The organism is Skermanella stibiiresistens SB22, assembly GCF_000576635.1.
GTDB lineage: Bacteria > Pseudomonadota > Alphaproteobacteria > Azospirillales > Azospirillaceae > Skermanella > Skermanella stibiiresistens.
The window spans coordinates 1-12,863 of the sequence record NZ_AVFL01000044.1; the positions used below are offsets into that span (position 1 = coordinate 1).

At 62.2% G+C, this 12,863-nt stretch carries 17 protein-coding genes; 9 read left to right on the forward strand and 8 right to left on the reverse strand.

Annotated features, from left to right (window positions below; genetic code table 11):
• Positions 1-61: 61 nt before the first annotated feature.
• Both N825_RS31985 and N825_RS31990 read right to left on the reverse strand, forming a co-directional pair.
• Positions 62-727: an HD-GYP domain-containing protein gene (locus N825_RS31985; RefSeq protein ID WP_157619671.1), complete on the reverse strand. Its 666-nt coding sequence runs from the start codon at positions 725-727 to the stop codon at positions 62-64.
• The gene (locus N825_RS31990) at positions 724-2,202 is read right to left on the reverse strand and encodes a methyl-accepting chemotaxis protein (RefSeq protein WP_037460736.1); all 1,479 of its coding nucleotides are present in this window, start codon (positions 2,200-2,202) and stop codon (positions 724-726) included. The genes N825_RS31985 and N825_RS31990 overlap by 4 nt, the downstream gene beginning before the upstream one ends.
• A gap of 359 nt (positions 2,203-2,561) precedes the next feature.
• On the opposite strand from N825_RS31990, the gene N825_RS31995 reads away from it, so the two are divergent.
• From N825_RS31995 to N825_RS32010, 3 genes are all read left to right on the forward strand, one after another.
• Complete coding sequence (locus N825_RS31995; protein ID WP_037460738.1) at positions 2,562-3,227, forward strand: LuxR C-terminal-related transcriptional regulator; 666 nt, start codon at positions 2,562-2,564, stop codon at positions 3,225-3,227.
• Positions 3,228-3,304: 77 nt separating this feature from the next.
• Positions 3,305-3,502 carry a hypothetical protein gene (locus tag N825_RS32000; protein ID WP_157619672.1) on the forward strand — a complete coding sequence of 66 codons (198 nt, stop codon included), beginning with the start codon at positions 3,305-3,307 and terminating at the stop codon, positions 3,500-3,502.
• 471 nt (positions 3,503-3,973) lie between these two features.
• Positions 3,974-4,162: a hypothetical protein gene (locus N825_RS32010; RefSeq protein WP_037460743.1), complete on the forward strand. Its 189-nt coding sequence runs from the start codon at positions 3,974-3,976 to the stop codon at positions 4,160-4,162.
• 65 nt (positions 4,163-4,227) lie between these two features.
• On the opposite strand, the gene N825_RS32015 is transcribed toward N825_RS32010, so the two are convergent.
• On the reverse strand, positions 4,228-5,394 hold the full coding sequence (locus N825_RS32015; protein ID WP_051513803.1) for a sensor histidine kinase: 1,167 nt from the start codon (positions 5,392-5,394) through the stop codon (positions 4,228-4,230).
• A gap of 253 nt (positions 5,395-5,647) precedes the next feature.
• The gene (locus N825_RS32020; protein WP_198038996.1) at positions 5,648-5,953 is read right to left on the reverse strand and encodes a response regulator; all 306 of its coding nucleotides are present in this window, start codon (positions 5,951-5,953) and stop codon (positions 5,648-5,650) included.
• A gap of 219 nt (positions 5,954-6,172) precedes the next feature.
• Between N825_RS32020 and N825_RS32025 the strand changes: the two genes are divergently transcribed.
• The 4 genes from N825_RS32025 (at position 6,173) to N825_RS32040 (ending at position 7,450) form a co-directional block, all read left to right on the forward strand.
• A complete protein-coding gene (locus N825_RS32025; RefSeq protein ID WP_037460745.1) occupies positions 6,173-6,421 on the forward strand; it encodes a hypothetical protein in 249 nt (82 codons plus the stop codon).
• Between the two features lie 242 nt (positions 6,422-6,663).
• Complete coding sequence (locus N825_RS32030; protein WP_157619673.1) at positions 6,664-6,924, forward strand: hypothetical protein; 261 nt, start codon at positions 6,664-6,666, stop codon at positions 6,922-6,924.
• Entirely contained in the window at positions 6,921-7,184 is a 264-nt protein-coding gene (locus N825_RS32035) for a hypothetical protein (protein WP_037460750.1), read from the forward strand. The genes N825_RS32030 and N825_RS32035 overlap by 4 nt, the downstream gene beginning before the upstream one ends.
• A 62-nt stretch (positions 7,185-7,246) precedes the next feature.
• Entirely contained in the window at positions 7,247-7,450 is a 204-nt protein-coding gene (locus N825_RS32040; RefSeq protein ID WP_037460752.1) for a hypothetical protein, read from the forward strand.
• 809 nt (positions 7,451-8,259) lie between these two features.
• Here N825_RS32040 and N825_RS32045 read toward each other — a convergent pair.
• Positions 8,260-8,448 (reverse strand): hypothetical protein, encoded by a 189-nt coding sequence (locus tag N825_RS32045; RefSeq protein ID WP_037460754.1) that lies wholly within the window; start codon positions 8,446-8,448, stop codon positions 8,260-8,262.
• A gap of 108 nt (positions 8,449-8,556) precedes the next feature.
• Between N825_RS32045 and N825_RS32050 the strand changes: the two genes are divergently transcribed.
• The gene (locus tag N825_RS32050; protein WP_157619674.1) at positions 8,557-9,048 is read left to right on the forward strand and encodes a hypothetical protein; all 492 of its coding nucleotides are present in this window, start codon (positions 8,557-8,559) and stop codon (positions 9,046-9,048) included.
• A 26-nt stretch (positions 9,049-9,074) separates the two neighbouring features.
• Here N825_RS32050 and N825_RS32055 read toward each other — a convergent pair whose 3' ends face one another.
• A complete protein-coding gene (locus N825_RS32055) occupies positions 9,075-9,317 on the reverse strand; it encodes a hypothetical protein (protein WP_157619675.1) in 243 nt (80 codons plus the stop codon).
• An 880-nt stretch (positions 9,318-10,197) separates the two neighbouring features.
• Between N825_RS32055 and N825_RS39345 the strand changes: the two genes are divergently transcribed.
• A complete protein-coding gene (locus tag N825_RS39345) occupies positions 10,198-10,746 on the forward strand; it encodes a hypothetical protein (RefSeq protein ID WP_157619676.1) in 549 nt (182 codons plus the stop codon).
• A gap of 323 nt (positions 10,747-11,069) precedes the next feature.
• Here the strand turns inward: N825_RS39345 and N825_RS32060 are convergent, their stop codons facing one another.
• Together N825_RS32060 and N825_RS32065 are read right to left on the reverse strand one after the other, a co-directional pair.
• The gene (locus N825_RS32060; protein ID WP_037460761.1) at positions 11,070-12,467 is read right to left on the reverse strand and encodes a hypothetical protein; all 1,398 of its coding nucleotides are present in this window, start codon (positions 12,465-12,467) and stop codon (positions 11,070-11,072) included.
• Entirely contained in the window at positions 12,464-12,862 is a 399-nt protein-coding gene (locus N825_RS32065) for a hypothetical protein (protein ID WP_051513805.1), read from the reverse strand. The genes N825_RS32060 and N825_RS32065 overlap by 4 nt, the downstream gene beginning before the upstream one ends.
• Between the last annotated feature and the right edge of the window lies 1 nt (position 12,863).

Here is a 12,863-nt window from a genome sequence, read left to right on the forward strand (position 1 = left end):
GATAGGTGAACGGAACTGAGATGCCGGAGGCTGGCACCGAATGAATCCTTCACCGTTGTCGTCAGCGGTCGAAGTAGGCTGCGAACCGCTGGTGGTGGAGCGCGAACAGGTGGAGCAGTTCGGGATCGAACATCCCAGGCTGGATCCGGTCGTCACCGAACAGGATGATCCGCGTGGCCTCCTCGTGGGACATCGCCCTCTTGTAGGGCCGGGCGGCGCGCAGCGCGTCGTAGACGTCGCACAGCCGCACCACCCGGGCGCTCACCGGAATGTCTTCACCGGCTAGGCCGAACGGGTATCCGGTGCCGTCATGGTTCTCGTGGTGGTGCAGGGCCATCTCCGCGGCCAAGCGGTCATGGTGTCTCAGGCGCGCGTGGCCGAGAACCACGTGATCCCGCATGATCGACACCTCGTCCTGATCCAAGGGACCGCGCTTGAGCAGGATCCCCACCGGGATCCAGAGCTTGCCGAGGTCGTGGAGGGCGGCCGCCCGCCGCCAGCGTCCGGTCTCCCAAGCGTCGAAACCGAGCAGACCGCACACGATGGCCACCAAGTCGCCGACCTCGTGGTTGTAGGCCCCCACCCCATCGACGTCCTCGCCGAACAGGGCCACGGCCCGTGGGATGCCAAGGCATGGGAGAGCGGGACCGGCGAGCGACGCGTCCGCCGTCACCGGGTCCCTGTGCGCCTGGCCGTCCAACCCCGCGGTGCCGGCCCCCGGCGTCATCGGACGAGCACCTGCGCGGCCTCCTTCGTCTTCGTCACCGCCCGCGCCGCCTGCTCGATGGCGCCGGAGATCTCCCCGACGCTGGACGAGACGGTCGACACGGAGGCCGAGGCGCCCTGCATGTTGGCCGACATGCTCCGGGTGACGGAGCTCTGCTCCTCGACCGCCGACGCGGTGATGGTGACGTACTCGCGGACCGTCCCGATGGCGGTCCGGATGGCGTCGAGCGCGTCGACCACCTCGCCCGAGGTCGCTTGGATCCCCTCGATCTCCTGGGAGATCTGCTCGGTCGCCCTGGCCGCCTGGTTGGCGAGGTTCTTGACCTCCGACGCCACCACGGCGAAGCCCTTGCCGGCGTCGCCGGCGCGCGCGGCCTCGATGGTGGCGTTGAGCGCCAGCAGGTTGATCTGTCCCGCGATGTCCTGGATCAGGCCGACGACGCCGTTCATCGCCTGCGCGGCGGCGGTCAGCCTGCCGGTGCTCTCCCCCGCCGCGGCGGCCTGATCGAAGGCCCTGTCGGAGGCCGAGCGCGATTTGGCCATGCTCTGGGAGATCTCGCCGATCGAGGCCGCCAGCTCCTCGGCGCTGGCGGCGACCATTTGCACGTTGCCCGACGTCTCGTCCGCCGCCGTGGCCGCCGAGCGCGCCTCCGAGTTGGACCGCCCGATGGCCTCGTCGACCTCGCCGAAGTTTTCGTCGATCAGGGTCTTGAGGTCGGTCAGGAGCGTGACCTGGTCCGTGACGTTGGTGGCGAACTTGACGATCTTGCTGATCTTCCCGTCGTGGTCGAAGATCGGGTTGTAGGATCCCTCGATCCAGACCGAGGCGCCGTTCTTGCCCAGGCGCTTGAACTGCGCCGCCTGGTATTCCCCGCGCCTCAGGCGCTCCCAGAACTCGGTGTATTCGCGGCTGTTCCTGTAGCCCGCCTCGACGAACATGCCGTGGTGCCTGCCCCTGACCTCGTCGAGCGTGTAGCCCATGGCTCTCAGGAAGTTGTCGTTGGCGTTCAGGATGACGCCGTCGACGGTGAACTCGATGACCGCCTGCGACCTCCCGATCGCCGTGAACTGGGCGGCGTAGTCCAGGTTGAGCAGGCGCTCCCTGGCGTCGGACCACTCGACGGCGAAGCCGATGCGGCGGCCGGCGTCGAACAGGGGCGTCACCAGCAGGTCGAACACGCGCGCGCCGACCCGGATGGTGGCGTTGTGCTGCTTGTCCAGCTTGGCCAGCATCCCGCGCTGGTGCGCCGGGTTCTTGTGGAAGACGTCGATGTTGCTGCCGATCAGGGTGGCGACGCTGAACCGGGGCAGCTCCTTCTGGAGATCGGCCTCGGCCTCGCGCATGAGGCCGATCACCGACGGGTTCATGTGGACGATCGTCAGGTCCGGATCGGCGATCATGACGTTGGTCCGGAGCGCATCGAGCGCCGCCATCCTGACCTTCAACGCGTCGTTTCTCTTGAATGCGCCCAGCATGGTTCGGTTCCATCAAGTTTCGGACAAATCTGATTTGGTGTATCCGAAAAATCCCATAAAGATGGTTAACAGGGGTCCGATCGCGGGCCGCCACTCCTTCCCGCACGCTCCGGTGGATCGTCGTCTGTCGCACTCCGACGTGCTCGCTTGATGGTTGGCATGATCCTCGTCCACGCGGAATGGCATACGCCGGCCAAGCGAAACGCATAAGCTGTTTTATTCTTTATAAAGTATTAATTTTATCTTTATTGCCTGCGATTTCTCGTGCACCATCCCTCCAACGCGACGTCGAACGCGCCAGGGCGCACCGCCCCGGAACACGCCTTCGTACGATCAACAACGCTTTTGGAGAACCCGCCATGACCTCGACCCGCACCGTCCTGATCGAAGCCAACCGGCTGTTCCGGGATGGCCTGAAGCATCTCCTGGCCTCCACGGAGTTCGCGATCGGGGCCGAGTTCGGCACGATGGATCAGGCGGTGGATGGCGCGGTCCCGTCGACGCTCGTGATCATCGGCCAGTCCGACAAGGAACCGGGTGACGCGGGTCGGCTCCGGGACGCCTATCCCGACGCCCACATCGTGGTGCTGGCCAGTGACCTATCGGTGGACGCGCTGCGCGAGGCCATGGGCGCCGGCGTCGCCGGCTTCCTCATGAAGGACATCTCGCCCGAGGCCCTGGTCCAGTCGCTCCAGTTGATCATGCTGGGCGAGAAGGTGTTCCCGACCAACCTCGCCTCGATGCTGATGGACATGAACAACCAACCGTCGCCGCTGAACTCGGTCCGGGGCTTGACCACTCGGGAAAAGGAAATCCTCCAGTCGCTGGTCGGCGGCGCCAGCAACAAGCTGATCGCCAACCGGCTCGGCATCACCGAGGCGACCATCAAGGTCCACCTGAAGACCCTGCTGCGCAAGCTCGACGTCAACAACCGAACCCAGGCCGCCATCTGGGCCATGAACAACGGCTTCGCCGCCGAGACCGCCGCCGCTCCGACACGCCATCTTCAGGCGATTTCCGCCTGATCGTCGGTAGTGGACCGGGTTCGCTGGGTAAGGAATGGGATGTCGTGGAAAGTGGTTCGGGTAATGGGAACGTGCCGGTGACGATGCAACCGGCCGCGCGATACTTCGTCGGACGCATGCTCATGCTGGGACAGCCAATCCCCCGCGAACAATGGGCCGGCTTCGAGGACAGCGCGGATGTGGTCTGTGACAGCGTCCTGCGGAGCATGCCGATCGATGATCCAGCGTCGGACGTATGGGACAACCGGCGTGGACGGGCCGACGCCCAACGCTGACGGACATGGATGAGCCAAGTGCCAATGATGGCGTGCTGGCGCGTTTTAATGTCTCAATCATGGCTTGATACGACCCCGTCAGGGATCGCTTGGTCTGGAACGGTCGGTTAACTTCCCGATCATCGACGAACCGGATAACAAGACGTACGAATCGCGCATGATTGGGTAACGATCCCGTTACGGATGGACGTGACTTGGGCACACCAGGCGGTTACGGATGGAGCGTGGATCAAGGGGCGAACCATGTACGAAATCATGATGGATTGCCCTGGGTCCCTCCCGGTTAGCTCCATCCCAGTCGATGAAATCCGCGTTGACACCAAAAATCCAATCGCCTTTCGCTTGGCCGACACTCACGTGTCGGCGGCCGAAGGCGGCGCTTGAAACCATCACACCGATGTCCCGTTTCACGCCCGTCCGGCGAACCGTGATCGACGCTGGCAGGGTTGGAAACTTCCAGCGGAGGCATGATTGGTGACGACGATCCGACATCAAAGGCATCCAAGCGCCAGCGAGATCCAACGTTTCTGCCAGGAGCATCTCGTGTGGGATCCGCGCCGACAGCGGGACCAGGCGTTTCATAATGGCGTGTGGTTCGGCTTCACCATCGGTGCCGGCGTCTCCGGTCTCGCCTTCATCTATGGAGGGCTGCTGACATGACCAAAGACCGTCATGTCGCGAAAGACCAGTGTGCAGCCCAGTGTCTCGGCTGGAAATCTCCGCCCTCAGATCACGAGTGGGAACCGGATGGTGACGCTCGTTCCCCAGTCGGAGTCGTCCTGGGTAACGGTCCCGCCGATCTGCCGGGCGAGTGTCACGACCAGCTCGATGCCCGAGCCGCCGGAACGTGGCGGTCCCATGCCGACGCCATCGTCCGCGACGCCGACGCGCCCCTCGCCATTCGGATCCGCCCGGAACGTGACGCGCACCACGCCGGTCCGGTCGTCCGGGAACGCGTGCTTGAGGGCGTTGGTCACCAGCTCGTTGACGATCAGCCCGAGCGACACCGCCCGGTCATGGGTTAGTTCACCCGGCTCCAGATCGGCATGGACGGCGACACCCTCCCGCCGCTGGTCGAGGCCACCGCACAGGGCGCCGAGATATCGCGCGAGGTCGATGTTGCCGGTGCCTTCCTGGATCGAAAGTTGGTCGTGCGCCAAGCTGATCGCCGAGACCCGGTCGATCACGTGGTCGAAGCCGCGCCTCGCGTCCGGATCCTGGTGCCCGCGCTTCTGCATGAGTAGGATCGAGACGATGAGCTGGAAGTCGTTCTTGTCCCGGTGCAGCAACTCTCGGAACAGGGTCTGGAGCCGGGAGCGAACCAAGGCCGCGTCCGCCGCGGCGATCGTGGCCGCTTCGACCACACGCCGATGATGGATGGATGATCCCAGTATGTTGGCCATTGTCAGCAGGAAATCGACGTCCGCCCGACCGAAGTGCCGGGGAACGTCGCTATCCACCTCCAGCACCCCCCAGAGAACCCCGTCCAAACTGATTGGCACGTTGAGGGCCGATACAATGCCGTGGTCGCGCAGCACCGGTGGATATCGGAACTCCGGATCGCCGGGGAGGTCCTCGACGATCACGGGCCGTCGCGACTGGAGGGCGCGTCCGGCCGGCGATCCGACATCCGTGCCGATCGTGACGTGGTCGACCACGCCGGGGTTCCAGCCGACGCCCGCCACGATCAGCATGTCCCCCCTGTCGGGTCGATGGCGCATGATCTTGGTGTGGCGGATGCCGGTGCCACGGGCGGCTTGGCTGGCCGTGAGCTGGAGAAGGTGCGCCAAGTCGGAGCTTTCCGAGACCATGCGGCTGTAGTCCACCAGGATCTCCCGGTGGAGCGTGGCGTGGTAGGACTGGATCGGAGAGGGTGGCTGATCTTCACTCATCGCCTGGAAACCACGCGATTGGTTTTCGGTTCCCCGGGCGCCGGCGGAACGTCATTCCGCGCCCGGGTCGGCCCGTTCCCATCAGCGGGCGGTTCGGGACCAAAGGGAGTACGCGGGCACCTCGGCTCCGTACCTAGCGCGGGTCTCCTCCGTTCCCCTTGAACAGCTCCAACTCCGGCGGGACCGGGTCCGTATCCTGTCCATTGATGAGCCGCCGCGCGACCTCGACGCTCTCAAGTATGGTTCCACTCCGTCAAGGCTTCGTGATGCAACCCAGGGACGAGCCCCTGTTCTCCCGCGCCTCGCGCACCTGACCGGAGACGAACAGGGTCGGTACGCCGTGGCGGTCCAGCAGGTCGCGCGTCAGATCAATGCCGGAGCCCCTGCCATCCCCGAGATTGATGTTCACCAAGGCGAGGTCGGGAAGATCCCCCGCGACCAGGTCCATCGCCTCCGCGATGGTCGGCGCCACGCCGACGACCGTGTGTCCCGCCTCCTCCAGGATGCCCTGGAGATCCAGGCCGACGATCCACTCGTCCTCGACAACAAGCACCCTCATCCAATTCCCCCAAGCTTCGGGCGACATCACCGCCCGGAACATGCCATGGAATTCATGGAAACATCATCGACGATGAATTGTCGTGCGGACACCCTGAGGAACCGTGTGGCATCCGTTTCCCGATCGGACGATCAAGTCCTTGTCACCGCGCCCGCCGTGGCCAACCATGATCCCGGACGGCAAGTGGGTTGACGCCTTGATCGAGGGAGGAGAGCGACCATGACCCTGCTCACCGCCTTGGACATCCATCTGGAGCGTTTGGTGGGTGAACTCCACACGGCGACGCCTGGGGAACGGCGCCACCTGGAGGACGCGATCGGGCGCGTCACGCGGGCGCGCGAGCTGATCCTCCAAGCCGAACGGCGACGGGAAGCGGCGAGACGACGATTGGCGATGGACGAGGCCGCGGCGCGGAGGCAGATCGCACCACTCGGCCGGGACCCGGGGATCACCAGCCCGGAAAGTTGATCGCGACCTGTATCTCGTCGGCGGGCCGTATCAGGTCAGTGACCTGGTCGAGCGGACGGAGTCGCGTATCCCCAGCGATCACGGCATCGCTTGACGGGCTTTCCGCGGCGGGAGGCTCCGACTGATTGATTGGATACGTACCAAATCTCGCTTCATGCCTCACCGCACCACGGACAGTATGTTTCTCCAGTCGGGTTTGTCGCCGTTGGTGATGACCGGACTCACCCTCGTTGGAGGAGATCATGTGGCGCGCGGTCGATCGACGGCTGTTCCAACCGATCCGGACTGAGACGGTGGCCCCATCCGAGGCGTCGAGGTCGCGTTTGAAATGCCTGGCCGAACTGGCCCGGCAAGCGGCGCCCGATGAACGCGCCCGCCTGGAGCGATTGTTGAGTCTCGTCCTGCGGGCCTCGCCAGCGGAACGCGTCACCTGGGAGCGGACGGTCGAGATCGTCACCCGGGCTGCGGCGCGACGGTCGCCTTCGTCCAAGTGCCCCGGTTGATCCAGATCAATTTCCGTTCGCGGATGTTCCCGCGTTGGGACTATGCTCCGGGGATGGCACAGGAACATCCATCACTGGCCGACCAGTTGAACGGCGTGATCCTGCTGGCAGAGGTCTCGTGGCACTCACCATCTGGCGAATACGCCAATGCGGCGCGCGTGTTCCGACTCGTCGGGCGGATGCATGGGGTGGCGGCCGTGGCGCGTCGGGTGGGATACGACGTGGATTTGAGGATCATCCACGAGGATCTCCTCGGATAACGCTTTCCAGCATCACCCTCTGGACACTCCGGACCCTTGGCCGCCCCAGGTGTTGGATTGGGATGGAACCCGAACTCTTCCTGACCACCCACCTGGATGGGTTGATCATGTTCGCCAAGGTGTCTTGGCTGTACGCCGGGAGAAACTACGCCCAGGCGGCGCGGACGTTGCGACGCGTCGCGAGGATCCAGCGGATCGCCATCCGGGAAGGTCGGGCGGGACGGCCCATGCGGCTGCGCATAACGGATGAGGACATCTTAGGGTAGGATCGTTCATGCTCAGCCACCAGGGTAAGTCACCGTCGATATTACGCATGGCGACGTAGTACTGTAACACTGCCCTTTTTCACTTTGTTGAAGCAAAATGAATAAGGATTTTCAAGGCTTTATCCGCAACATCCTAACGGGCGTGGCCGTGATATGGGTCCTCACCGCCCTGATCATCGTGCTCCATAGGATACTGTCGTGAAGCCAAGGATGATGTGCTCAAGCGGAAAGGCCCACCTTCTGCCAGAGGTGGACTTTTCCCTTGGAGTCTTGCTTAAGGTGGCGACCAACATCCCCGGATGTTCGCCAAGAAAACGATCAACATACCGAAAGTTTTCCGTGAGAACTGAAATTATCCTATTCCAGGATATGACGGTCCCATGAGCGGGTTCCGGCAATGAAAAATGCCCGCTCCCTGAAATGGGGGCGGGCAGTTGCCTCATGTGCGTCGTTCGAAGTTGACTCAGTGGCTGAACCTCATGCTCCAGCACGCAAACTTCAATAATCTCCACGATCCAACATCACGCTGCTCGGTGGGAATACACCTTCAAGGGTGGTGATGGTGGTCATTGAAGGCGCCATCGCTGACGGTCAAACGTTTCCAAGTCGTACGGCTCCGTTTCACCAGCAGTTTCCCAAAGTAACCCGATGTCACCTGGGTCGTACTGAATTGTTTAGGCGGTATTCCGTTTCAGACCAAGCGACCCCTGACGGGATCGTACAGCCCCGTTTCCATGCGTTCGCCAACGGCCCGGAATCGGCGGAACGAGCGACACCGGACCGGGCACGCCGGCGGGATGGAGCCCTCCTCAATCCCCCTCCTCGACGTCGCCGAGCACTCCCCGCTCCCGGAGATGGCCGATGATCAGGCGCTCCACGTATTGCGCCATGGTCCTGTCGTCAGCCTTGGCAACCTGTTCGAGCGCGCTCTTCACCGCCGGCCGCACCCTGACCGAGATCGCCGCCGTGCGGGCTTCGATCCTCTTACCGTCCACCATTGGAACTTATCCTCACTCAATGTGTGCAGATAGATGTTGACCGCACTTGTGTTGATGGCGCAATCTGCATTCAACCGCACACAATGGCCGAGGGAGTGGGACATGTCCATGGTATCTCGTAGATCGTTCGTCGCAATGGCACCGGCCGCCGCGGTGGCCATCTCCGCCCCGTGTGTCGCCGCCGCTCCGGATGACACCCGACTGATCGATCTGTGCCGCCAGCACGTGGCGCTGGACCCGGTGATCACCGGCCTGTGGGATCGTCACATCCAGGTCCGGAACGACACCATCGCGACCATCGGAGAGTGCCCGAAATCTGGTCCTGGTGTCGGGGAGTGGCAGGATCGATATTGTCACACTCCCGCGTGGCATAGTGAGACCGACCATGACGATGTCGCGGAAAGTCAGTGCCGATTGATGAACGAGATCATCTACACCGAGGCACACACCACCGCCGGCGTCGCCGCGAAGTTGGACTTGTGGCGGCGGACGGATCACCGTTTCATGAGTGGCAACGACGGGCTTTGGGAGAGCATCGCCGACGACCTCGAGCGGATGACCGGAATGCGGATCGCGGAGGCCGTTGAGCACGACCACTGACATGGGCGACCAGCAAAACGTGGTGTTCAGGCGGCGATGGCCTTCCACGACAAGGCGATATCGTCCTGGGCTTCCTTCCACGCGATGATCATCGCCACGCGTCTGCCAATCTCCGTCTCGTCCAAGTCGGGACGCATCTCCACCGCCATGGCGCGAGCGGCGAACCAAGCATCGTAAAGAGGCAGGTTGAACGCGTCTGAAATGTCGTGGGAAAGGCAAACGGCCCGACGCAGTTCGGCGTCAGGTTCTTCAGGGATGGCGGCGCACACTTTTTCGACCTTGTTCGCGAAGGGGAGCACGCGAAGAATAAGTCAGAAAAGCTAAGAAAACATTACGAATTTAGAAATGGTTTCAGGCCAAGGGGCTGATGAGAATGCCCGCTCCCATGGGCTGGAGCGGGCATCCTTCCAAGATGCGATAGACAGGCTCGGATGTCGGAGGGAAGCCGACACGCGCACCAACGGGCCTTGGGGCACATCCTTACCGCTCTCATCGGGAATACGTCGTTCCGGCGGAGCTGTGGCCACCTCGGGTCCGCTGGCCGGCAGCGGACGCGCCTGGGATGTCGGGGTGGTTCAACGCCGCATCAGGCGGGCGAAGCCCTCGGCGAACACGAGGAGGCTGACGCCGAGGAGGGCCACGTCCTTGATCAGGAACTGCACAAGCCGAAGTGACGGGCAACGATTGGAGGCGCGGGAAACAAACTCGCAAACATGAAAAACCCCATCGCCAAGGGGTGGCGACGGGGTTCCAGGTGCCGAAATGCGGCGCGACGCGGATCGCTGGGTAGCGCGCACAAATGACGATCCGCATCCGCCGCCACCATGACGCGGCGCAGCATCCGGGCCAACGGAAAAACCCCTGGTTCGTAAAAATTTCACGGACGGCGGGCTATTTGAAGAGGGGATACACCCCCTGTCCTGACCACTGGACCCATTACCGACGCTGCAGCGGATGCTGTTATAGGTCCATGACGTCGAAGTCATCAATGCGGACATAACCCGGGGCTGATGGTGATCTGCACCGTAGCCCGGTACATCAGCATGTTCATGGACGAGCTGAGACGGCAGATCACCGAGATGAATAAAAGAAAGTGCGGTTAAGGTATGCCATACTGCTTAGAAACGATGATCACAAGTGAGAGGTAGCATGGTTGACCAACCGACGCGAAAAAAACATCCGGTGATAAAAGTAATTTTAGCGATTGGAGGTTTATTGGGAAGTTATCTATTTGGTCTTTTCCAAAGTGCGACTAATGACCCAATTATAGCTTGGCTGGCATCATTTTCAAAAAGTTTTCAGAAAAACAAAATAAGCAGTGTAACAAATCAAATCGAAACACTTGATTTAATTCATGGTTCTCAAACATCTTACTTAAGTTACTTGTTCAAAAAACTTTTCTCTTTAAGTGCACTTGCATTTATTGTTGTAATGCTATTTGTTGGGATTATTTGCTTTTTATACGTCATATATACAGAGTTAAAGAAAAAGAACCAAGGCGTTAAGTATGACAAAATGGTATACTTTTTTGCTTTATTCTCTACCGGTTTGTTCTTTATTTGCGCTATGGTATTAGTTTATATTTCAATGTCCTCCGCTTTTAATACGGTTACAATGATACAAGCGGTGGAGAATTATGACGTAGCTCGCCCAGCACTTCAAAATCGCCTTGAAGAATTGCAAGAAGCAGTGAAGTAACACCCATCACCACGCACCTCCCCAATCAAAGGACCACCCCCGCGCCCACCCGTGGCTGAACCACTGTGCCTTGACCGGCCGCAGGATGCTCCCCCATGCCGGTCCAATGGATGTTCGCCCCCCATGGAGCCCTCCGCACCAGAGGCTATCCCACGACCGAAAAATCGACGAATGCCGCCTCCCACCTGGATGTAACGCCCGTAACGCAGGTAACGCGTGTTTTTGCATAATGCCCTTACGCGCGCGTACATGCGCCCGCGCGTATAGCGATTAACAGAGAAGTGCCGTTACAAGCGTTACAGGCGTTACGTGGTCGATCTGGATCAGGTCCTCCACGCCAGATCGCCAACTCCTACGACCGGCCGGATCACCGGGAATTCCCGCGCGATGTAGTAGCCGATGCCATCCGTCAAGTGGCTCAAGCCGGGGTCCGCCTTCTTGTCGATCTCGCCCGTGCCACCTTCCAAGACCCGGACGCCCTCGAAATCCCGCGCGACGTTGGGCGCCTTCACAGGGTCGACCATGAGCCGGACGTCCCCGGCCGCCGATAGGAGCCGCGAGTTCACGGCGTTTACCCGAACCCGCTCCCGGGGGTTGGATTGCGGCACGCGGATCGAGAGCCTGTCCTTGAACACGGGCCGAAGCTCGGCCTTCACCAGGTCCCAGTCCGATCCCTGAACCCTCGCGCTTCCCTGCGCGCCACCCGTGGCGTCGCCATAAACGTGGACAGGCCCGGCATGCCGCTCCGACCAATCCGCGACGATGCGCCGGCACACCGCTGGCGTCGTGCTGTGACGGGGGATGTGGACCTCTCCGATCACCCCGGTCCCGCTGGACGCCGTGGGGAGGATCTCGCCCCGTGCGTTCGGAAGCGGCATCTCCTGGAGGATCGTGGCAGTCCCCGGTTCGGCGTTGAAATCCATGGTGATGATGAGTGGCGCCACGGGATTGTGCCTCAGGGGAGCGCAGTGGATGCGCCGGTCGAACGGATGGTAGGCCCTTCCACCGAACACGATGAACGACGCCTCGTATTCCTGTTCGAACATCTCGGCGCTCATCGTGCGCCGGGCGGACTCGATCTCTCTCGCCGGTAGGATATCGGCGCTCAGCCATGTGAATCCATCCCACTCCTCATCCTCGCCGCTGATCGCGTACTGGTACAGGTCGTAGTACTCGCCCCTCCCCTCAGGGACTCCGATCAACCATGCCCACCCCGCCCTATCCGCCAGCGCCGGGCGGATGTTCGCCTTCCAGATCCCCGGCTTGGTGTTGGCAATCTCGTCGATGATCCCGCCGTTCCAACTGCGCCCCTCAATGCGCTCTGCTCGGTCCAGACCGACGACGCAGATCTCCGCGCCGGTAATGAGGGGGATGGTCAGATCCGACTCGCGGATGCGGCCGCCCAGCAGCCGTTTTGGGATCATCGCCTTCAGATCGGACCAAAATATCTGACGCGCCTGATCCCGGGTCGGCGCGGCCGCAAAGTACCGGTAGTCCAAGTACTTTCCCTCCGCCGACTCCCGTAGCGCCTGGATGATGAGCGCGCGCTTGGCCCGCTCCGTTTTGCCGCTGCGACGCCCAGCCGGCACCACCTTGAACCGCGCCGGCGAGTTGATCAGCCGCAGGTGTTCCGGATGCGGGATGAGCGGATACCAGCGCGGCGTCAGCCCCTCCGCCACCTCGCCACCGGGGCCATAGACCCTGCCCTCCCGCCCGATCATTCATCCGCCTCGGTGGCGACCATGGCCTTGAGCGCGGCGGCGATCTCCTTGGCCTTCTCGGCGGCGTTCTCCTTGGTCTCCTCGTCGAACCGGTCACGCTGGCCCAGCAGGTTCTTGCCGAGGAAGATCATCATGGGGATGCTGCCGGCGCTCGCCGCCTGCCACTGCATCCGCCGGAGACTCCCCTTCCCCTTGGCCCTGGCGCCGGCCAGCATCTCCGCGAACTCCGGATCCCGCTTGCGGCGCTTGAAAGTTTCCAGCGACACGCCGACGATGGCGGCGATCTCCTCGTCGGTGCATGCGATCTGCGCCAGCTTCTCGGCAAGTCCCCAGTCGATCTCCAACGGCGGCCGACCGCGCTGGACGGCGTTGTCCGTTTTATTGGGAGAGGTCATA

Coding starts and splice junctions, on each gene's coding strand:
- N825_RS31985 (WP_157619671.1), bottom strand. CDS start 727: ATGACGCCGGGGGCCGGCACCGCGGGGTTGGACGGCCAGGCGCACAGG.
- N825_RS31990 (WP_037460736.1), bottom strand. CDS start 2,202: ATGCTGGGCGCATTCAAGAGAAACGACGCGTTGAAGGTCAGGATGGCG.
- N825_RS31995 (WP_037460738.1), top strand. CDS start 2,562: ATGACCTCGACCCGCACCGTCCTGATCGAAGCCAACCGGCTGTTCCGG.
- N825_RS32015 (WP_051513803.1), bottom strand. CDS start 5,394: ATGAGTGAAGATCAGCCACCCTCTCCGATCCAGTCCTACCACGCCACG.
- N825_RS32020 (WP_198038996.1), bottom strand. CDS start 5,953: ATGAGGGTGCTTGTTGTCGAGGACGAGTGGATCGTCGGCCTGGATCTC.
- N825_RS32025 (WP_037460745.1), top strand. CDS start 6,173: ATGACCCTGCTCACCGCCTTGGACATCCATCTGGAGCGTTTGGTGGGT.
- N825_RS32030 (WP_157619673.1), top strand. CDS start 6,664: ATGTGGCGCGCGGTCGATCGACGGCTGTTCCAACCGATCCGGACTGAG.
- N825_RS32040 (WP_037460752.1), top strand. CDS start 7,247: ATGGAACCCGAACTCTTCCTGACCACCCACCTGGATGGGTTGATCATG.
- N825_RS32045 (WP_037460754.1), bottom strand. CDS start 8,448: ATGGTGGACGGTAAGAGGATCGAAGCCCGCACGGCGGCGATCTCGGTC.
- N825_RS32050 (WP_157619674.1), top strand. CDS start 8,557: ATGGTATCTCGTAGATCGTTCGTCGCAATGGCACCGGCCGCCGCGGTG.
- N825_RS39345 (WP_157619676.1), top strand. CDS start 10,198: ATGGTTGACCAACCGACGCGAAAAAAACATCCGGTGATAAAAGTAATT.
- N825_RS32060 (WP_037460761.1), bottom strand. CDS start 12,467: ATGATCGGGCGGGAGGGCAGGGTCTATGGCCCCGGTGGCGAGGTGGCG.
- N825_RS32065 (WP_051513805.1), bottom strand. CDS start 12,862: ATGACCTCTCCCAATAAAACGGACAACGCCGTCCAGCGCGGTCGGCCG.